Annotated in this window: 22 protein-coding genes; 10 read left to right on the forward strand and 12 right to left on the reverse strand. The window is 62.7% G+C overall.

The genetic code is table 11. The features are described 5' to 3' along the window. Positions 1-44 precede the first annotated feature (44 nt). The 6 genes from UP10_RS17850 to UP10_RS17875 all read right to left on the reverse strand — a co-directional run bounded on the left by UP10_RS17850 (position 45) and on the right by UP10_RS17875 (position 4,945). Positions 45-764 (reverse strand): superoxide dismutase, encoded by a 720-nt coding sequence (locus UP10_RS17850; RefSeq protein ID WP_156180097.1) that lies wholly within the window; start codon positions 762-764, stop codon positions 45-47. Between the two features lie 41 nt (positions 765-805). Then, entirely contained in the window at positions 806-1,237 is a 432-nt protein-coding gene (locus UP10_RS44355) for a hypothetical protein (protein WP_156180099.1), read from the reverse strand. Next, positions 1,237-2,181, reverse strand: coding sequence for a DUF1259 domain-containing protein (locus UP10_RS17860; protein ID WP_044588761.1), 945 nt, complete (start codon positions 2,179-2,181; stop codon positions 1,237-1,239). The genes UP10_RS44355 and UP10_RS17860 overlap by 1 nt, the downstream gene beginning before the upstream one ends. A 59-nt stretch (positions 2,182-2,240) precedes the next feature. Further along, the gene (locus UP10_RS17865; protein WP_156180101.1) at positions 2,241-2,585 is read right to left on the reverse strand and encodes a hypothetical protein; all 345 of its coding nucleotides are present in this window, start codon (positions 2,583-2,585) and stop codon (positions 2,241-2,243) included. A 153-nt stretch (positions 2,586-2,738) separates the two neighbouring features. Further along, positions 2,739-4,130 (reverse strand): chromate efflux transporter, encoded by a 1,392-nt coding sequence (gene chrA / locus UP10_RS17870; protein WP_044588619.1) that lies wholly within the window; start codon positions 4,128-4,130, stop codon positions 2,739-2,741. Further along, positions 4,127-4,945, reverse strand: a complete 819-nt coding sequence (locus UP10_RS17875) for a chromate resistance protein ChrB domain-containing protein (RefSeq protein WP_044588763.1) — start codon at positions 4,943-4,945, stop codon at positions 4,127-4,129. The genes chrA and UP10_RS17875 overlap by 4 nt, the downstream gene beginning before the upstream one ends. 392 nt (positions 4,946-5,337) lie before the next feature. On the opposite strand from UP10_RS17875, the gene thrS reads away from it, so the two are divergent. Further along, on the forward strand, positions 5,338-6,549 hold the full coding sequence (gene thrS, locus UP10_RS17880) for a threonine--tRNA ligase (RefSeq protein ID WP_050043721.1): 1,212 nt from the start codon (positions 5,338-5,340) through the stop codon (positions 6,547-6,549). Positions 6,550-6,593: 44 nt separating this feature from the next. Here the strand turns inward: thrS and UP10_RS17885 are convergent, their stop codons facing one another. Continuing rightward, complete coding sequence (locus UP10_RS17885) at positions 6,594-7,280, reverse strand: Crp/Fnr family transcriptional regulator (protein ID WP_044588620.1); 687 nt, start codon at positions 7,278-7,280, stop codon at positions 6,594-6,596. 916 nt (positions 7,281-8,196) lie between these two features. Between UP10_RS17885 and UP10_RS45860 the strand changes: the two genes are divergently transcribed. From UP10_RS45860 to UP10_RS46700, 3 genes are read left to right on the forward strand one after another with little or no spacing between them, the layout of a single operon-like run. Beyond that, entirely contained in the window at positions 8,197-8,937 is a 741-nt protein-coding gene (locus UP10_RS45860; RefSeq protein ID WP_283807657.1) for a PAS domain S-box protein, read from the forward strand. Then, positions 8,861-9,187: a PAS domain S-box protein gene (locus tag UP10_RS46695; protein ID WP_502692208.1), complete on the forward strand. Its 327-nt coding sequence runs from the start codon at positions 8,861-8,863 to the stop codon at positions 9,185-9,187. Before UP10_RS45860 ends, UP10_RS46695 begins: the two co-directional genes overlap by 77 nt. A 10-nt stretch (positions 9,188-9,197) precedes the next feature. Continuing rightward, positions 9,198-9,641, forward strand: coding sequence for a sensor histidine kinase (locus UP10_RS46700; RefSeq protein WP_082077169.1), 444 nt, complete (start codon positions 9,198-9,200; stop codon positions 9,639-9,641). A 30-nt stretch (positions 9,642-9,671) separates the two neighbouring features. Here UP10_RS46700 and UP10_RS44365 read toward each other — a convergent pair whose 3' ends face one another. Together UP10_RS44365 and UP10_RS17905 are read right to left on the reverse strand one after the other, a co-directional pair. After that, positions 9,672-9,890 (reverse strand): hypothetical protein, encoded by a 219-nt coding sequence (locus tag UP10_RS44365; RefSeq protein WP_197086848.1) that lies wholly within the window; start codon positions 9,888-9,890, stop codon positions 9,672-9,674. Positions 9,891-10,103: 213 nt separating this feature from the next. Next, positions 10,104-10,994, reverse strand: a complete 891-nt coding sequence (locus UP10_RS17905) for a LysR family transcriptional regulator (protein WP_044588622.1) — start codon at positions 10,992-10,994, stop codon at positions 10,104-10,106. Between the two features lie 268 nt (positions 10,995-11,262). Here UP10_RS17905 and UP10_RS17910 point away from each other — a divergent pair, with 268 nt between their 5' ends. From UP10_RS17910 to UP10_RS17920, 3 genes are read left to right on the forward strand one after another with little or no spacing between them, the layout of a single operon-like run. Next, positions 11,263-11,829 carry a hypothetical protein gene (locus UP10_RS17910; RefSeq protein WP_044588623.1) on the forward strand — a complete coding sequence of 189 codons (567 nt, stop codon included), beginning with the start codon at positions 11,263-11,265 and terminating at the stop codon, positions 11,827-11,829. 51 nt (positions 11,830-11,880) lie between these two features. Further along, positions 11,881-12,588: a VOC family protein gene (locus UP10_RS17915; protein ID WP_044588624.1), complete on the forward strand. Its 708-nt coding sequence runs from the start codon at positions 11,881-11,883 to the stop codon at positions 12,586-12,588. A gap of 13 nt (positions 12,589-12,601) precedes the next feature. Beyond that, positions 12,602-13,003, forward strand: a complete 402-nt coding sequence (locus UP10_RS17920) for a nuclear transport factor 2 family protein (protein WP_044588625.1) — start codon at positions 12,602-12,604, stop codon at positions 13,001-13,003. A gap of 52 nt (positions 13,004-13,055) precedes the next feature. Here UP10_RS17920 and UP10_RS17925 read toward each other — a convergent pair whose 3' ends face one another. After that, the gene (locus tag UP10_RS17925) at positions 13,056-14,465 is read right to left on the reverse strand and encodes an MmgE/PrpD family protein (RefSeq protein ID WP_044588626.1); all 1,410 of its coding nucleotides are present in this window, start codon (positions 14,463-14,465) and stop codon (positions 13,056-13,058) included. 173 nt (positions 14,466-14,638) lie between these two features. Here UP10_RS17925 and UP10_RS17930 point away from each other — a divergent pair, with 173 nt between their 5' ends. The 3 genes from UP10_RS17930 to UP10_RS17940 all read left to right on the forward strand — a co-directional run bounded on the left by UP10_RS17930 (position 14,639) and on the right by UP10_RS17940 (position 18,080). Continuing rightward, entirely contained in the window at positions 14,639-15,808 is a 1,170-nt protein-coding gene (locus UP10_RS17930; protein WP_044588627.1) for a 2-methylaconitate cis-trans isomerase PrpF family protein, read from the forward strand. Positions 15,809-15,990: 182 nt separating this feature from the next. Further along, positions 15,991-16,902: an amino acid ABC transporter substrate-binding protein gene (locus UP10_RS17935; RefSeq protein ID WP_044588765.1), complete on the forward strand. Its 912-nt coding sequence runs from the start codon at positions 15,991-15,993 to the stop codon at positions 16,900-16,902. Between the two features lie 161 nt (positions 16,903-17,063). After that, positions 17,064-18,080 carry an ABC transporter substrate-binding protein gene (locus tag UP10_RS17940; protein ID WP_245321778.1) on the forward strand — a complete coding sequence of 339 codons (1,017 nt, stop codon included), beginning with the start codon at positions 17,064-17,066 and terminating at the stop codon, positions 18,078-18,080. Positions 18,081-18,100: 20 nt separating this feature from the next. Here UP10_RS17940 and UP10_RS17945 read toward each other — a convergent pair whose 3' ends face one another. Continuing rightward, positions 18,101-18,304 (reverse strand): hypothetical protein, encoded by a 204-nt coding sequence (locus tag UP10_RS17945; protein WP_044588628.1) that lies wholly within the window; start codon positions 18,302-18,304, stop codon positions 18,101-18,103. A 125-nt stretch (positions 18,305-18,429) separates the two neighbouring features. Next, a complete protein-coding gene (locus tag UP10_RS17950; protein WP_044588629.1) occupies positions 18,430-19,518 on the reverse strand; it encodes a rhomboid family intramembrane serine protease in 1,089 nt (362 codons plus the stop codon). Positions 19,519-19,555 lie beyond the last annotated feature (37 nt).

Consider the following 19,555-nt stretch of genomic DNA (forward strand, 5'->3'; position numbering starts at 1 on the left):
CTTTCTCCCAGCGCGAACCGGTATCCACTTCGCTCGAAAACGCTCTACGTTTCCCGGCTGTACTGCTCGTACAGTTTTGCGGCGTTGTCCCACTTGATCGCTTCCATGTAAATGTCGACATAGCGCGCGGCCGCGGCACCATAGTCCATGTGATAGGCGTGCTCGTACATGTCGAGCACGAGCACCGGGCGGCCACCGGCGAGCGTCGTCGTATGGTCGGCCGCCCACTGGTTGACGAGCCGTTTGTCACGCGGCGAGTAGGACAGGATCACCCAGCCCGATCCGCCGCCTTCCGCCTTGCCCATCGCGGCGAACTCGGCGCGCCACCGCTCCATGCTCCCGAAATCGCGCACGATGGCCTCGATCAGCGGCCCTTTCGCGCTGCCGCCACCACCGAGCCCATCGAAATAGATTTCGTGAAGGATCATCGAGTTCGAGGCAATCAGCTCCTCACGTTTCAGTCCGTTGATGACGAAATTCGGAGCTTTCGTGAAATCGAGCTCGGCGAGCTGCGCGCCGATCGCATTCAGCCGCTTCACGGCGCCGACATAGTTGTTCTCGTAGTGACTGATGAGGACCTTCTCCGAGATGCCGGTGATGGATTTCGGATCGAACGGCATCACCTTGGGCTGATACGCCATTGGCTTTACTCCTGTCTCCTGATTGGCCTGCGCAAGGGCAGGTGTCCCCGCAAAAATCGCCGTTGATGCTGCGGCAGCACCAACGCCCCTGATGAAATCACGGCGCTCGTTGTTCACTGTCATTCGGTTCTCCACTTGTTCATCGCTCCCGCTTGATCGCGTCGTTAATTTTTGGCCGGCGACGGCTTTGGCTTTCGCACGTCCGAAGGTGGGGCGCTGGGTCTCTCAAGGATTCCTTCATTCGGGTATTTGTCCTCGGCGTCGCGCTGCATAATGACCCTGTTGCCATGTCGCCAGACCTCAAAACACCGCTCCTCTTCGCTACCGTACCCAGTGCAGAGCTCATTTTTCCGGAGCCGCCATTTTCCGACACTGGCGCGGCCCATGCTGTAACTGCGCAGGGTGCCGTTCCGCTCATAGACCTCGCGCCAATGCACTTCATCGGTGAATTGCATGCCGCTCAGCGTGGTGACGATCTCGGTGCCTTTGAGTCTGCGCATATTGTCCGCGGCCTCAGCATTGGAGACAGTAACGAGCACGGCGAGGAGGGTAGCTTTTGCTTTCCTTATGACTGGATCGCCTTGTTTGGATTGCACTAGCTTTTCGTGCTTGCCGTTTTGTCGAGCGCGGCGCGCAAGCCCTTGGCGAGCTTGATCGCGTCGTCATTCGCCCAGAAGTGCATGAAGAAGAGGCGCGGCTGTTCCTCCAGCATGTGACTGTGGAGAGCCGTCACGTCGATGCCATGCGTCCGCAATGCCAGGATGACCGGGTTCACCTCGTCACTGGTCAGCACGAAGTCGCCGGTGACGGCCGCCTTGCCTCCACCAGTCGGTTGGAAGTTGATGCCGATCGCAACACCCATCGGTCCCGGCGGGCTCAATGTCATGCCACCTTCCGTGACGGGATCGCGCCGCGGGACGTTGAATTGATAGACGCCGCCATTGGCCTGTCCTTTGACGCCGATGATCTGGTCGAGTTGTGCGGTATCGAGATCGACGGCCGGTGGAGCCGTTGCCGGCGTCGGTGCAACGCCGGGGGTTTTGCTTTCCCGCAGCGCCTCGCGGATGGCCGTCGCGAGCCTGGGGGCATCGCCAAGTCCCGCGATGTGCATGTAAAAGGTCGCGGGATTGGCACGCAGCAGATGGTTGTGGACTGCGGTAATCTCGATGCCATTCGCAATCATCTTGGCCATGACCGGGTTTATCTCGGAGTCCAGCAGAACAAGATCGCCCATCACCATGACGCCGCCGTGGGCGGGCTTGAAGGCAACCCAGCCGCCGAGTGCCAATGCCGGCTTGATGGTCACGCCGTCCAAAGTGACGGAAAGGTCGCTGCGCGGAAATCCATAGCGATGCACCTCTCCGGCAATGGCCGGTTTTCGGCCCAGCGCATCGTCGACTTTTTGCCAGTTGACGTCTTGGGCATGGGCCGCAGAGACGAACGGTTCGGCAAAGATGTCCCAGTCGATCTTCTGTGCGCTCGCGGCGGTCGCGAAACCTGCCGCGAGAATGAAAGCTGTCGTCCAGCGTTTGATGCGCATGGTTGTCCGCTCCTTGTTGCTCTTGTTGGCGCGTATTGAATGGTGGTCTTCGTCCATTGCTATTTCAGCCCGACGATGGTCTTCGCGCCTTCGATACTCTCCACGGTAATTTCAACCTGATCGCCGTAGCGAACAGCGTTGAAGAGCAGTCCGTCCTGGACCTCGAACTGCTCCGCTGTGCCCGTGGACAGTCTGATCTTGATGGTGTCATTACCCTGATCGACGCTGTCGACGACGCCGCGCAACGTCTCGGTCGCGGGAAGGCGTACGGCCGCTACGCCTTGGCTTGGCGTGACAAGCGTTTCCTGTTCTGTCGGTGCGGCCCTGCCAAGGTCGGCCGGCGCAGACAAGGATGCGCCGGGGAGCAGCGCGGCTGCCAACGCGATCGCTATCGATTTCATCATGTTCGTAACTCCGTTGCTTTCGGTTTGACCTTGTGGCCGCCAAGCTGCGACCGAACGGTCTTGGGTTGTCTGAAGGGTCCGTGTTGGCGTGATGATCCTTCTTGCCACGTCCTGCGCCAGGTGGAGTCCATTCGGCGGCCTTGCTCCGCTCCGTCAGATGACGCCCGCCAGGCGCATCAGGACGCCTGCGATGCACGAAGCGGCGAGGACGACGAGCATTCCGACGTTGAAGCGAAAGATCGCCGTGGCCGCGGCGACCGACAGGGCAAGCGCCGGAAGGTCGACACTGCTGAGTATGGGGGCGTCGAGTGATAGACCGAGCGTATGAACCGGAAAGGTCTGCCGGAACAGCGTATGCAGTGCGAACCAGATCGAGAGATTGAGGATGACGCCCACGACCGCCGCGGTGATGGCCGACAAGGCGCCGGCGAGGGACTTGTTTCCACGCAGCGCCTCGATGTAGGGCGCCCCGGCGAAGATCCAGAGGAAGCACGGCGTGAAGGTCACCCACGTCGCCAACAATCCACCGAGCGTTCCGGCGAGCATCGGCGGGAGGCCACTCGCTTCGCGGAACGAGGCCATGAAGCCCACGAACTGGACGACCATGATGAGCGGTCCGGGCGTGGTTTCCGCCATGCCGAGGCCGTCGAGCATCTCGCGTGGGCTCACCCAGTGATAGTACTCGGCCGCCTGCTGCGCGACATAGGCCAGCACCGCGTAGGCTCCGCCGAACGTCACCATCGCCATCTTGCTGAAGAAGATCGCGATCTGGCTAAAGACGTCGTTTGGGCCCTGAGCGATAAGGATTACGAAGACTGGAACCAGCCAGAGCGTCAGCCAGACTGCGCCAACCCGCAGCGTGCGCATCGTATTCGGTCGAACGTGATCCGGGACGGCTTCGCCGAGCATGTCGTCGATCGCAGCCGAACTCTTGCCGCCGTGTTCGATGGCCGCAAACTCCGGCCTGCCGAGCCGGGCCCCCACGAAGCCGATGATGGCCGCCACGACGATGATGAGCGGGAAGGGCGCTCCGAAAAAGAAGATCGCGACGAAGGCGGCCGCAGCGATGCCGATCATGATTGGATTGCGCAATGCTCGTTTGCCGACGCGGACCACGGCCTGGATGACGATGGCGAGCACCGCCGCCTTCAGACCGAAGAACAGGGCCTCGACGAAACCCACATTGCCGTAGGCGGCATAGATGTAGCTGAGCCCCATGATGGCAAAGATGCCGGGCAGGATGAACAGTCCTCCCGCCACAATGCCGCCGGCGGTCCGGTGCAACAACCAACCGATATAGGTCGCGAGTTGCTGGGCTTCCGGCCCGGGCAGCAGCATGCAGTAGTTGAGCGCATGCAGGAAACGCCCTTCCGAAATCCAGTTTTTTTCCTCGACGAGGATGCGGTGCATGACGGCGATCTGGCCGGCCGGCCCGCCGAAGCTGAGGATCGCCACGCGAATCCAGACGCGCAGCGCCTCATTGAAGGAGATGCCGTGCGCGTACTCCGGTATGCGCACTTTTTCGTTGGCCGCGACGTCAGTCATGGCTTCACCTTGTTGGTCGGCCAATTGTGCGTCTCCTTGGTCGCGTCGCGGCACCAGCGAAAGAAGGCGTCGTAGAGGAGCAGGCCGGCGCTCAACTGTTCAAGGTCGTCGTCGTACATCCGCGACAGGCCAAGCGATGCCGCGAGCAATCCGGGAGCCTCCGGAGAGAGGTCAAGCCTCCCGGTATCTGCGGCCCGCACCATCGTCGCAAGCCGCTCCAGCGGCGGCGTCGAGAGCCCGAACTCCTTAACCATCACGTCGAACGTGCAGAGTTCGCCGCGATGGCTCCAGAACACATTCTCGATGTCGAACGGTGTTGCCCCGAAGCGTTCGGCAACCGCCTCGACCTCGGAGGCCGTCACAAACAGGAACACGGCGGCAGGATCGATGAAGCGGCGGATCAGCCACGGGCACGCGATGCGGTCGATCTTGGGGCGCGAACGCGTGACCCAGACCGTGCGGCCGCGCCCGTCACGTTTGGGAATCTTGTCGGCCGGGACGGCCGGCAGTTCCGCGGCGGTCCAGCCGAGATGCCCGCCTTCGAGGACTTCGGCCTCGACGCTGGCACAGCGCAGCAACGCGGCGGTGCCTTCGCTGAGCTTCTGGCCTTTCTGGCAAATGACAACGACGGACTGGCCGGTCATGCGGGAGGCCCAGTCCTGCACGTCGAGATGCGATCGGCGCACCGCGCCGGGTATCAGCCGCGGATCGGCGGCGAAATCCTCATCAATGCGAACATCGATGAGCGCCGGCGCGTTGGCCGTTCCAATAAGCCGGGACAGTTTTTCGAATGAGATTGCGGTGTATGATGACATGATGCGCCCTTGGTGAACCAGGACGCGATTCTTGGGCATGTCGCCTCGCGGGGAGATCGCACTTCCCCGTGGCCCAAATAGAAACCCTGCCGTTCGCTGTGTCAACCGCAGTGTGCCGGTGATGGCCTCAACGATTTGCGAGGTGATCGTCAAAGGCCATTCGTGGAACTGAGTTGACGCCCGAGCGCCTTGCCGCCATATAAGCGCCATGAACAACCTTCGATCAGCCGCATCGACCACCACGGCGACCGCTTACGGCGGGTCGCCTTCTGGTTGCGCGCGCTAGAGACAAGCGTATTTCACCCAGAAAAGGCCCCGCCGGCGACGGACGGGGCCTTTTCTGTGTTTGATGATCCCCGTCCGCGCTTACTCCCCTTACAAGGAATGAAGCCATGGACGATCTCGACCACAGGAATCTCGGCGTGCAGCTTAAGCTCTGGCACCTTCAGGACGACGCGCCGGGCATGGTGTTCTGGCATCCGCGCGGCACCGCGATCTACCGGGTGCTGGAGGACTATGTTCGCGGCAAGATGCGCCGCGCCGGCTATGCCGAGGTCCGGACGCCGCAGCTGCTGCCGCAGGAGCTCTGGCAGCGCAGCGGCCACTGGGACAAATTCGGCGAGCACATGTTCCGCCTCGATGACGGCGAAGCGGCGATGGCGCTGAAGCCGATGTCGTGCCCGTGCCACGTCCAGATATTCAACAAGGGGCTGCGCTCGTGGCGGGAGCTTCCGATCCGCTATGCCGAGTTCGGCGCCTGCCACCGCAATGAGCCGTCCGGTTCGCTCCACGGCATCATGCGGACGCGCGCCTTCGAGCAGGACGACGCCCATGTGTTCTGCCGCGAGCAGGACGTGGAGGCCGAAGTCGCGTGCTTCATCGCCCTGCTGGGCGAGGTCTACCGCGACCTCGGTTTTCCCGACTACGAAGTGGCGCTGGCCACGCGGCCGGCGGTGCGCGCCGGCGACGACGCGACCTGGGACTGGTCGGAGGCGAAGCTCGGCGATGCTGCGCGGCGCTGCGGCCTCGCGCCTCAGATCAATCCCGGCGAAGGCGCGTTCTACGGACCGAAGCTGGAATTCGCGCTGCGCGACCGGCTCGGACGATCCTGGCAGTGCGGCACGGTGCAGCTCGACGGCGTGCTGCCGCAGCGGCTCGAGGCGTCCTACATCGCGCCCGATGGCAGCCGCGCGACGCCCCTGATGATCCACCATGCGATCTTCGGATCACTCGGCCGCAAGATCGCGATCCTGCTCGAGCACCATGGTGGCGTACTTCCGTTCTGGCTGTCGCCGGATCAGGTCGCGGTCATGCCGATCTCGAAAGACCAGGCCGGATACGGCGCGGAGGTGATGGCGGCGTTTTGGGATGCCGGTATCAGAGCCGTCGCCTATGACGGCGCCGACACCCTGTCGCGGCGCATCGTGGCGGCGCGTGACATGGCGGTGCCTGTGATGGCCATTGTTGGCGCCCGCGAGATGAGAGACCGCCGGGTGAGTTTGCGCGAGCGCGACGGCTCACAGGCCGACATTCCGCTGGCCGAGGCGGTGTCCCGACTGCAGACGAGGGTCCGGCCGGGCGCGGTGGTGGCGGAAGTGTTGTAAGATGTGCTGCGACGGGCGCAAGAATTGCTACCCCATCATCCGATCTATTCGGCGGGTTCTACGTCTCTTTGCAGCTGAGGTTTTTCATACAGGACCGCGTTCAGCAGAGAGCGATGCACCTCGATCTTTCCGTTGTAGCTGATCAATCCGAGCTTGCGAAACTTGTTCAGGAAAAAGCTCACCCGGGATCGGGTCGTACCGATCATCTCCGCCAAGGTTGCTTGAGTGATCGAAGCGTCGATTGGTATCGGCTTGCCATCTTTTCCGAAATTGGCCAGCAGAAGCAGAAGGCGGGCGAGCCGCTTCTCGCTCGAATTGAACAGCTGGTCGATCAGATCTTCTTCAATGCGGTTGCTCCTGGTCACCAGGTAAGTCACGAAGAGTTCTGCAAATCTTGGCTCCTTGCGGAGCGCCGCCAGCATCGCCTTTCGCGTGATCGAGGTGATAAGGCACTCCTCGATCGCCTTCGCGGTCCCGATGCGGACCGCCTGACCATTCAGACATCCCTCGCCAAAAAACTGCGCAGCGTCCAATATGCCGACGACGGCTTCTTTTCCCTGCTCGGAAACAACGGTCACTTTGACCTTGCCCGATTGGATGTAAAAAACCTGATCAGCCTCTTCGCCTTGGGCGTAGATGATCCGACCTTTACGGTACTTCCGTATCGCTTTTCCGGTCCCGACCACGGCCAGAAAAGCCTGAGGATCGAATGTTCGCTTCGCTGACTTCATGAGCCCTCCTCGGGACCACCAATGCCTAAATATTAAAAATGGTGCGGTGTGGTCAATATTGACCAGCAGACCGATCTGCAAGGGGAGAACATCGCCCGGTCTGCGGCTGAGGCCCGGCAATGTGTTGTGCACCCGCCCGGGCAGATAAAGGGTGCGGCATGCTCGGCTTTCACACCTTACCAACCGGTTTGCCGCTTAGCGTCATAGAGCGCCCGCGCTGCTGGCGCTGCGAGACCCGAACGCGGCTGGCCAGCATTGCGCCGGGCCCGGCGGGTTACGAACTCCGTACGTTCGAGTGACCCAAATGTGACCGTGCCCAGCGAACCCTGGTGGTCAGCGATGCCTTGAGCGGCGACGCGACAGGCTGGCTCAGCTGCGAACTTAAATCTCCAGACTAGAGTCGGCAACCTCACAGGAGATCAGGATGTCCGCTCAAATAGCCCCATCACCAATCCTGATACCGTCGAGCCCACGGTGCCAGCGATGTGCGGGCGCCACCGTGGTGCAGCGGATCACGGCTTCGCGACCCGGGCACGAGCATTGGACGCTGCGCTGCAAAAGCTGCGGCCACGTCGATCAAATGCAAATTGTATCGGCCTCACCACAATCCGAACCACTCGACTGGTTCGAAAGAAAGTCAGGTCACCGACATGATTCCTAAAAAGCGAAGCAGGACGAAAGTGGTATTCTTGACGGCGGACCGTCTGGATGAGCAGGCCGATGCGCGTGCCGGCGAGGCGAGACAATTGCCGGAAGGAGAGGCGAGGCAGAATGCGCTTCGTAACGCAGCCCAGTTGAGGATGTATGCTTCCATGAAGCGCGCGCTTGCACCACAAGCCGCCAAATCGAGATGAGGGACGCGGATCGGGCGCCCCGAGATCATCCAAATCCCGAATTCGGCGCAGGTGACAGCACAGTGAGCAATGTACCTTCAGAGGCGCCACGCTCCCGTAAGGCCGAACCCCTGACAACCTCAATCGAGCTGGATACGGTCGCGATCGCTGCCGGCGTCGCCCTTGGTTTGCGTGACGACGAAGACAGCTTCGAAGTACCTGGGCGACTGTTCGAACAACTGCCGTTTGCGATCTACGTTTGCGACCGGGACGGCTTGGTTCTTCGGTACAACCGCCGCGCTGCCGAACGATGGGGCCGGTCGCCTGAACCGGGACATCCTGACGAACGGTTTTGCGGATCGTATCGGAAGTTTAGTCCCGACGGCAGGCCGCTCCCGCACCATCAATGCCCCATGGCCGATGTGTTGCGCACCGGTGTTTCCGTCCGTGACCAGGAGGTCCCTATCGAGCGGCCCGACAGCTCGCGCGGCATCGCGCTCGTTGACATCGAGGCGATCAAGGATCGCGGCGGCAACATTGTCGGCGCCATCAACTGCTTCCAGGATATATCCGCGCGCAAACGCGGCGAGGAGGCGGCGCTGCGGCTCGCCGCCATCATCCAATCAAGCGACGACGCAATCATCAGCAAGGATATCGATGGCATCGTCACGAGCTGGAACGGCGGCGCGGAGCGCGTCTTTGGCTATTCTGGCGGAGGAAATCGTCGGCAAGCCGATCGCGGTTTTGATGCCGCCGGATCGCCAAGAAGAGGACGCCGCGATCATGGGGCGAATCCGGCGCGGCCGGAGCGTCGAACATTATGAAACTGTCCGGCAATGCAAGCATGGCAGGTTGATTGACATTTCCCTGACCGTTTCGCCGATCAGAAATGCGCTAGGCAAGGTGGTCGGCGCAGCGAAATCGCTCGCAACATCACCGAGCACAAACGGAGCCAGGCGCAGATCGTCAATCTCGCGCGTGAGGCCGAGCATCGCACAAAGAACATCCAGGCCACGGTGTTGGCGACGGTGCGGCTTTCCCATTCCGATACGTCCGATGGTCTCAAGCGACTGATCGAGGGCGCATTGGTGCGCTCGCAAAGGTCCATACGCTGTTCGTGGAATCCCGCTGGGAGGGAGCCGAGCTCCACCGTCTGGTCACGCAAGAGCTTTTGGCTTACAGCGGGGAGAGTGAGGCGCGCGTGCGAATTGACGGCCCGACCGTCATGCTGGAGCCGAGTATGGCTCAGACTGCTGCAATCGCCCTGCACGAGCTCGCGACCAACGCGGCAAAATACGGATCGCTCTCGGCGGCGGGCGGTCACGTTGAAATCAAATGGTCCCTAGCGGCAGACCGAAGCCTCAGCCTGTGCTGGGTCGAGTCGGGTGGGCCAACCGTCACGCCACCCACGCACCGCGGGTTCGGCACACGCATCATGGAAAACATGATCGGCCAGCTCAAGGGTGAGGTGCGTTTCGATTGGCGTGCCCAAGGACTGACCTGCGAAATCGCCTTGCCGCTCGCATAGGTCGGGCCGCTACGCGCGAGCAGTCTGCGGTTACAGCAGCGCGCTGGCCGGCATCATCCTCGGCAGGACGCGCAGGTTGCGGGGAAACTCGTGAAACGTGCCGTGCTGGGTGCGTATCGCCAACAGTTGCTGCCATCCCGGCTCAGCGCCGTTCAGGATGAGAGCGCCCGTCACGATCCCGGAGAGCCCCACACTACCGCGGGTCCAGACTACGCGGTCGTTCACTTCTGGTTCTGCTGAGGGGTTCATAAGTGCCTCCTGACTGTCATGATGATTTTGTGACACAACCGCCAGAGGCCAACAACGATCCACGATCCGAGAGCGATAGGAACGCACAGGGCATCTTGCCGTTAGAGCAATGCCACGTGTGTTGTGGCATTGGTAAGTCGAACTGGTGCCTCGGCTTCCGCCGCGGAGCCGAGGCACTCTTCCGAATGCGGAAGGGCTGTTGCGCCTGCCGCCCTAGGTAGGCACCAGACCCAACCTGTCAACCCGGGAGAGCAGCAGCTTCAAGATCGGCGAGTTGTTTGCCTTGTGGTAGGCGATGACGAGGTCAAGCGTGGGGGCTGCTCCCTGCACCGGGCGGGTGGTGATCGTTTCAGGCAGATAGCGTCTGGTGTAGGCCGGCAGCAGCATGACCCCGCGCGTCGAGGTGATCATCGAGATCGCATGGACGACATTGTGCACTTCATGCTCCGGCCTGATGTCGATGCCGACGCGGTTGAAATACTCCAGCACGACCCGGCGCACCGCAGGTGCGGATTTGGACGGGAGATAGAACGTTTCATTGACGATCTCCTGCGGCGCGATGGATGTTTGCGCGGCGAGGCGATGGTCGCTCGGAAACACAAACACCAGCGGATCGGTTCGGACGCGTTTGAAGGCCAGATCCGCCATGTTCTCTTCCGGCCGCATGAAGGCCGCATCGAGCTTGCGCCGCATCAAGGCTTTGGCAAGCACGGGGGAGTATTCGCTCGACAGGCGGATGTCGATGCCGGGAAAAGCCTCGCGCAGCACGCGGCTCGCCTCGGGTAGCAGATCGATTTCGGCGCCCGACAGAAAGCCAAGGGTGAATGTCGGTTTGGGCGGCTGGGCTGCGCGCAACGCCGCTTCCTTGGCCGCCTCCGCCTGCAGCAGCGACATGCGGGCGTGATCCAAAAACGCCTTGCCGGCCGGCGTCAGCTCAATGCCATGCGCGCTGCGGGTGATCAAGGGAACGCCGACCTCCTGCTCGAGGTCGCGGATCTGCCGGCTGAGCGAGGGCTGGGAAGTGTGCAGCTTTTGCTCGGCGGCGACGGTCAAGCTGCCTGCATCGGCGACGGCGACGAAATAGCGGAGATGCCGAAGCTCCATCACAATCTCCCGAATGTCCCGCTCCCAATGCCTCGCTCCCATATCTCGCAGGCATGGGCCCAGCTTACAAAGTCTTTCTATGGCTCGCCAGTTCTCTCTATAGACACAAGCACCTGATACGGGCGGCCTGCCTGGCAGGCACGGGAGTGTGCGCATGTGCTGGGGTTTGAGAGCGTCGCTGTTGCTCTTTCTGGTAATGACGGGACTTGGCGCAGGACTTGGCACAGCCGCGGCACAGTCGCCGAGCAATCAACCGGGGAGAGGTGGCATGGAAACGGACGTCACGAAGATCAAGCAGGCGCTGCTCGGCAACTGGGAGAGCATCTCGCCCGAGATCAGGCCGAGCAAGAACCCGGACGGATCGCTCAAGCCGTTCTACCTCAAGCGCGCCTTCAAATACCTGCCGTCCGATCGCTTCGAACTCGATGTCGTCAACTTCGCCGACCCTAACGGCGCCGTGCCGCTGGCGCGGATCAAGATCGGCGGACACGTGCTGTGGCAGGGGGCCCATCCGATCGCCCCTGGCGCGCAGAAGGTCGACTTCGTTGCCGATGAGAGCTACGAGGTGACGCCGCTGGTGCAGGGATTTGCCGACGTCCTGAACAAGGTCGCAACGGCCGGATACGCGCCATGGGCGGTCAATGCGCCCCAGAGCATCTTCGGAAAGTCGTTTGTCCCATTCGGTCTGAAGGAAGGGACCAACTTCATGGAGTACGATTTGGTCTATCTCAGGGGCGACCTGTTGTTCTGGGGCGCACGCAACGTCGACGGCCGCGGCTTTGACAGCGAGCAGAATCGCCCGACCAATTTGCAGATCCCGCTGGTCCGGAAGTAGCTTTGGGTTTGTGAAGCGATAGACTACGTCGTTCGAGCAAGGGAGCGGCGGATGCAACTGGCGAAGAGGGTCATCGACGTCGGACTTTCGACCAACAATCTGGAGCCGATGCTGCGGTTCTGGCAGCAGGATGCCGGTCTCCGTCTTGATCATGTGCTGCCGGTTCGCCGCGGGCAGAAACAGTATCGGCACGATGCCGACGGATCGGTGATCAAGCTCAACCACCATTTGGAACCGCTGCCGGATTCAGCGCCGAGCGGCTACCGCGAGCTGATTGTTGCAAGAGAGGGCGTCGAAGAACCGCGCGCCATGTCTGATCCCGATGGCAATCGTATCAGTCTGGTACCGCCGGGGCATGATGGCATCACCCAGATCGCCGTCGCCATGGCGGTGCGGTCGCTGAGCGAACACCGCAGGTTCTATCGCGACATCCTCGGCTTCGCCGAACAACCCTGGTCGGGCGGTGCGGCCTTTCGGTTGGGCGACAGCCTCGTTCTTTTCAGGGAAGACCGTGCCGCGACCGTCGATCCGGTTCGCCAGGCTCGTGGCTGGCGCTACATCACGCTGCAGGTCGCCGATATCGACGCCGTGCATGATGAGCTGCGCAGCAAGGGCGTGCGCGAGGGCCTTGCACCGATCACGCTCGGCGACGTCGCGCGGATCTCGATGATCCTCGATCCCGACGGCAACTGGATCGAGCTGTCCCGCCGGGCATCGATCGTCGGCAGCCTCGGATCTTCCGATACCAACAAGCCATGATGAGGGAGCGGCCATGATCACATCCAATGAAGACGGACAAGTCCGGATCGTCCTTGATGCCTTCGATATGCTGTTCAACAAGCGCGATTACGCCTCCGCCGAACGCTTCTGGTCGCCGCGCTACATCCAGCACAGCGCGCATATTGCGCCCGGCCGCGACGGGCTGTTCGAGCTGGTCAAGGGCTTACCCGCGACGCTGCGCTACGAGAACCACGTCGCGGCGGCGAGCGGTGATTTCGTCATTCTCCATGGCCGGTTCAGCGGCCATGGCCTGCCGGCGGCGTGGGTCGTCGCCGACATCGTGCGCATGGCGGACGGCGTGCTCGCCGAGCACTGGGACGTCATCCAGGACGAGGCGACGCGCGAGCAATCGCGCAGCGGCCTGCCGATGTTCGGCGACAGTTTCCCGGCTTGACTGCAGCCGGATCATCGGCGGCGGAGCAATTGCCCTAGATCGCGGATGTTCTTCACGGCATCGATTGCGTAGACCGGATCAGCCGTTCGGTCGGCCCACGACCCAGCACCGGCGCAATCAGGCTTCGCGCCTTGTCGGTCACCTCTGCGCGGGTCATTGGATTTGCGACCGTGCCGCGAACCTCAGTGACCCGTTCGGACAGATGCGTGCCGTCCGTCAGATCAATCTCAACGACAGTGACGCGCGCCGGCAGGAGTTTTGCGAGGTCCTCGTCTCCGACGAGATTCACTTTCGCGCGCTGCTGCAGGACCGCTGCATCCTTCATCCGCGCCTTGTCGTGCGCGGCCTGGAACGACACGGTCTTGTCGAGCAGCATCACGGCGATCATGTGTTGCAGGCTGATATCCGGATTGTCTCTGTTGTCGACGACCGCGGCGACGGAAGGGGCGACGCGCACTGTCACGCGCTGGACCTGATCGGCGCTGAACGGGTGCTTGCCGCGGATCGCCGCGACCCCGTCGAGCGGGGCCTGGATCGGTGAGCCCACGGTCCACTTCTTGATGTCGGTCAGCGCGATCTCGTAGCGTTCGCCGAGCTTGTCGGTGAGTTGCTCGGGGTTAGCCTTCGACGCATAGGCCAGGAAGAAATTGTCCGGGCCCGAGAACACGTCGTCGATTCCGGTCCAGCCCGATCGCACCAGGAGCGCCGCGGTGACGCCGTTGCGCGCCGGCATGCCGGCGAAGACAAAGCCTTTCTCGATGTGGTCGACGTCGCGTCGCCAGACGATGTAACCGGACGCTTGCTGCGCGGCGTAGTCGAGCACCCAGCGCATCCGCTGTGCGTCGAGGCCGGCGGTGCAGGCGGCTGCGGCCGACGCGCCGAATGTTCCGGCGACGCTATGGGTGTCCATCACATTGTCGTAGCTGAACTTGGCGCCGCCCATCGTCAGCACCACGCGCGTTCCGACGTCGTAGCCGAGGGTCACGGCGCGAAGGAAATGCTCGCCGCTGACGCCGAGCCGCTCGCCCATCGCCAGCGCCGCTGGAATCACCGAGCAGCCGGGATGCGAGCGCGACGCATTGTGCGAGTCGTCGGTTTCGTCGGCATGGGCCATCACGCCATTGGCAAGCGCCGCATCGATCGGTGGCGCCCTCAGGTTGCTCGCCGCGATCGTGACGTCACCCTTGACATCTCCCTTGGTGGCAACGTCCCGGATAAAGCGCTGCGCCGCTTCACCCGGTGCCAGCCGCGATCCCGAGATCATCGCCACGAGCGTATCGAGCACATGGAGCCTGGCATGCTCGACGACGTCGGCGGGAAGGCTGCGTTGCCGCGCGGCGCTCATGTAGTTGCTGAGCGCGGCCATCTGCGGCCCTGCGGCTTGCGCATAGGCGCGGGGAGGCGGCAGCGCAATGCCGATTGCGCCCGTCGTCAGCAATCCAAGCACGTCGCGTCGCTTCATTCTGCGTCTCACCGATTGGAATGAGGCGCCATGATGGATCAAAACGCGATTGAAAGAAGTGGATCAGGCGGGATGGCTGGTAGACACATCCTCGGCTATCTCCTGAGCCCGACGTGGGTTATCACTGCGATGATTGCGCCCGGACGAAACCCGTCCGGTCGGGAGGTGACAGCATGCCGCAGACCAGGATTCGGGCCGTCTTCATGCGCGGCGGCACCAGCAAGGCAATCGTGTTTCACGAGCAAGATCTGCCGCGCGACAAGCGCGCGTGGGACGAGATCTTTCTCGCCGCGATCGGAGCTCCCGATCCCTATGGCCGGCAGCTCGACGGCATGGGCGGCGGCGTCTCCTCGCTGTCCAAGGTCTGCATCGTCGGGGCGCCCACGCGCTCCGACGCTGACATCGACTACACCTTCGCGCAGGTGTCGGTGAAGGACGCGCGGGTGGATTACGGTGGCAATTGCGGCAACATGTCCTCCGCGATGGGCCCGTTCGCTGTCGACGAGGGCCTGGTCAAGATCTCCGGCGACCAGGCCCTGGTGCGCATCCACAATACCAACACGCAGAAGATCATCTGGTCGCGATTCGGGCTCGACGACCGACTTGCCGCCGTGGATGGGGATCTCGCGATCCCGGGAGTGGCCGGCACCGGCGCGCCGGTGCGGCTGGAGTTCCGCGATCCGGGCGGTGCGACCACGGGCAGGCTGCTGCCGACCGGCAAGGTCGTCGAGACGCTCGACGTCCCCGGTCACGGCGCCTTCACCGTATCCATGGTGGATGCGGCGAACGCGTGCTGCTTCGTGCGTGCCGAGGACCTCGGCAAGACCGGCACCGAATTGCCCGATGCGCTTGACGCGGATGCCGTGTTGCTCGACCGGTTGCAGGCGATCAGGTGCGCGGCGTCCGTCGCCATGGGCATTGCGTCCACGCGCGAGGAGGCCATCGCCAAGAGCCAGGTTCCGTTCATCGGCTTCGTCGCCGGACCGCTTGATGCATCGACCCTCACCGGTGAACGCATCGCAGCCGGCGAGGCTGATATCACCGGCCGGATGATTTCAAACGGGCAGCCGCATCGGGCGCTGCCGCTCACCGCATCGCTTTGCATGGCGGTGGCGGCGCGGCTCGAGGGCAGCGTGGTGCACGAGGTGACGCGAAAGACCAGCGATGCCGAAGCGCCGATCCGCATCGCCATGCCATCAGGCGTGCTGACGGTCGCGGCAACGGTCAAGGACCGTGCCGGCGAATGGATCGCGGAGCAAGGCGCGTTCTACCGGACGCAGCGGCGTCTGTTTGACGGTCATGTGTATGCGAGCTCTGCGCGCATCGCGGGCCGCAATCGTTGAGCAGCCAGGATCTGGTCAGCTGCACGGCGGAGTATAACATTGCGCGATATCTGGTAGAGACATGCTCATCTATCTTCCGGGTCCGGCGTGGTTTATCACCGCAATGATCGCGTCTCGGCTCGGACCATCCACACGGCTCGAGCACAAAAACCCAGCAATTGATGACCGCACAGGAGCAGTCGATGCGTTTGCCCGCCGTTGTTTTGGCCTTCATGCTTGTCGCGGGCCCCGTTGCCGCCGAAGAGCTCTCAGGTACGCTCCAGAAGGTCAAGGAAACCAGGAAGATCACGCTCGGCTATCAAGAGGCCTCCGTTCCCTTCAGCTATCTCGACGGCAACCAGCGGCCCGTCGGTTTTGCCCTCGACGTCTGCCTCAGAATCGTCGATGCCGTGAAGCAGCAACTCGGCATGCCCGACATATCAGTCGATTTCCTGCCCGTGACGTCGTCAAATCGCATTCCCTTGATGGTCAACGGCACGATCGACCTGCATTGTTCGGCGACCACCAACAACGCCGATCGCCAGAAGCAGGTGGCGTTCACCAATACGCACTTCCTGAGTGCAACGCGATTTGCCGCCAAGAAGGCCGGCAACATCAACACGATCGATGATCTGAAGGGGGCATCGGTCACGGCGGTCGCTGGATCGGTCAATCTGGCCCAGCTGATCAAGGTCAATGCTGAGCGTAAACTGGGCGTCAAGATTCTCCCCGCAACCGACCAGGCCGAGGCGTTCCTGATGCTGGAGACCGATCGCGCGCAGGCCTATGCGCTCGATGACGTGCAGCTCGCCGTCGCCATCGCGCGCTCGAAGGAGCCCGCGCTCTACATGATCAGCGCGGAGACGTTCTCGAAGCCGGAACCGTTTGGCATCATGCTGCGCCGGGAGGACGCGCCGTTCAAGGCGCTTGCCGACCGCGCGACGGCTGAGCTTTACGGCAGCCCTGAGATCGAGGTCATGTACAAGAGGTGGCTGGAATCGCCGACGCCGCCGAACGGGATCAACTACAACGTCCCGATCTCGCCGGCGCTTCGGCATGCATTCAGCAATCCGAGTTCGAGCTTCGATCCCGACGTGTACGACGTCGCGAAGTAGCGCGGCGAAATCGAGCCGGGAAAGAGATCAATGCGCGATGAGAGCCGTCCGTGGAACGGCTTTTCGCAAGCGGCGCAAAAAACGAAATTCCCTCTTATATACATCTGCCATTCTTTCCTTGAAGCTCGGGCTCTTGTGACTGTTCTTCAGGAGCTCTGCCCGTGACGATTCCACTTTCCTTGTCCCGGCGTTCCGCGCTCGGCGTTCTCGCCGGCAGTTTGATCGCGGGCGGCGCACGCGCCGAAACCGGTCAGGGCGCGGGCCCCGATCTCGGCGGCGTCACGCTTCGTGTCGCCTATTACAAGGGCGGCTGGCGGCCGCTGCTTCAGGCTGCGGGCGAAGACAAGACGCCCTACAAGATCGAGTGGAAGGAGCTCAACAATGGCGTGCTCCACATCGAAGCGCTGAACGGCGACGCGCTGGATTTGGGATCGGGCAGCGAAATCCCTGCGATGTTTGCTGCGCGCCAGAATGCCAAGGTGCGCTTCATCGCCGTCACGCACGAAGACCTCAACATCCAGGTGACGGTCGCGGCAAAGGACGCGCCGATCCATGCGATCGCCGATCTCCGGGGCAAGCGGGTGGGCTATGTGCGCGCGACGACCGCGCATTATTTCCTCGCCAAGCAGCTCGAGGAAGCCGGCCTGTCGTTCGCTGACATCGACGCCGTCAACCTGACGCCGTCGGACGGCTATTCGGCATTCGCCTCCGGCCAGCTCGATGCCTGGGCGATCTACGGCTACAATGGCCAGCTCGCCATCGCCAAGCACGGCGCGCGCCTGCTCAAGACCGGCGTCGGCTATCTCTCGGGGAATTTTCCGATCTACGCCAACCCGAAGGCGATTGACGATCCGCTGCGGCACGCGGCGCTGACCGACCTGTTGCTGCGAATCCAGCGCGCCTATGCCTTCGCTAACAAGAATTTCCAAGTCTATGCCGCAGCCCAGGTCGCGGAAACCCATCTGTCGCTGCAGGACATTCTCGACCAGTTCGCCCGTCGCAGCGCCGATTTCTCGCTCGCCGGCGTGACACCGGATGTGCCGGTGACCCATCAGGGCGTCGCCGATACCTTCCTCAAGCTCGGCGTTCTCGACGCCAGGGCCGAGGTCGGAAAATTCTGGGATACCAGCTTCAACGATGCCATCGCCAAGGGCGCGGCCAGGCTCGCGACGCTCTGACGGCAAGCCGTCGGGGGATTTCATCCCACCCGTTTGTGGAAGTCGCGGTGCGCGTTGCGGACAGCGAGGATGACGTCCTCGCCGGCGCCCGCGGCCATCGACCGGTCATGGCCGTGCGGACGCAAGATGTCCTTGGAAACCCAGGTTTCGGCGTTTGCCGTGCGCAACGAGGCTGCAAACAGCATCGTCGCACTCAGCGCGGTCGCGAGGAGTTTCTCCTTCATCTGACGCCTCCATCTCTGCGGACCGAATGGCCCTTGCTGATGGGACGCTGCGGGACGGCCCTGGGGTTCGAGGCCGGCCGGTTACAAATCGGACAGGTGGCGCCGGGCTGCTCGGCCTGGCCGGATCACAGCCCGTGACGGCGGTTGCGTTCGGCGCGGAGCGACGCGCCGACAAAGCCGACATCTTCGATGCCGCGGTAAATTTCCCTTGAACAAGCCAACAACGTCAGTGCGACCACGCCGGCCGCGGTCAATCCGGCCACAAGCATCGAATTCGAACAGAACGTGCTGAGCAGGTTCTCTTGCGGAGCCCGCGGCCAGCGCGCGACGCAGGCCGACGCCGCCACAGCCTGGACGCCAAGCGCCACGCAGGCTGCGTTTGCTACCGCAAGTGCCGCGACGACGATCGCGAGGCCCTTCTTGATCGACAGCGCCAGATCGATCAGCTTGACGACGGCACAACTCGCGACGGTCAAGCCGGCGAAAGCGATCCATCCTGCAGCGCCGGCCAGCAAGGCCTGCGCCTGGTTGGTCCAAAGCCAAAGTGCGGCTGCGCAGCCGAGCAGGACGAGATTGACCTTCACGGTTTCGGGGAATTTGCAGCGAAGCGCATAGGGCGTCACCTTCTCGACGAGGTCGAGCACCGCGCAGGCGATCAGGCCGGCCGCAAAGCCGCCGAGATGCACGGCCCAATCGATCCGCGAATTGCTGATCGCAAAGGCGACGTTTAGCCCGATGTTGATGGCGAAGAAATCGAAGCGGACATCGAGCTTGCCGAGGATCCACAGGCACAACAGCGCGCCGAGGATACCCGAGGTGGCACCGGAGGCGCCGACCGTGAGGTATGGCGTCGCATGGATCGCATTGCCGATGATGGCGCCGAACGCCATCGCGCAGAAATAGATGATGACGAAGTAGGCTGGTCCGACCCGCCGCTCGAGATGCCCGCCCCATAGCACGAGACACAGCATGTTGGTGGTGAGGTGGATGAAATTGACGTGCAGGAAGCCATAGGCGATCAGCCGCCAATATTCATGCCGCGCCAGCGCGGTCGAATACATTCCGCCGTAGCGGAACAACAGCTCTGATGGCGCCGACGATCCGCCGGCCTGGATGAAGCAAAACCCCGATGCGAGCACGGTCGCCGTCATCAGCGCGTAGACCGCTGCATGAGGCACTTCGAAGAAGCCGGGACTGGCGCGATATGGGGGCATGGGCGACGGCAGACAGGCGAGGCGGGACCCGAAACGT

It is taken from the genome of Bradyrhizobium sp. LTSPM299 (genome assembly GCF_000938235.1).
In the GTDB taxonomy this organism is placed as follows: domain Bacteria; phylum Pseudomonadota; class Alphaproteobacteria; order Rhizobiales; family Xanthobacteraceae; genus Bradyrhizobium.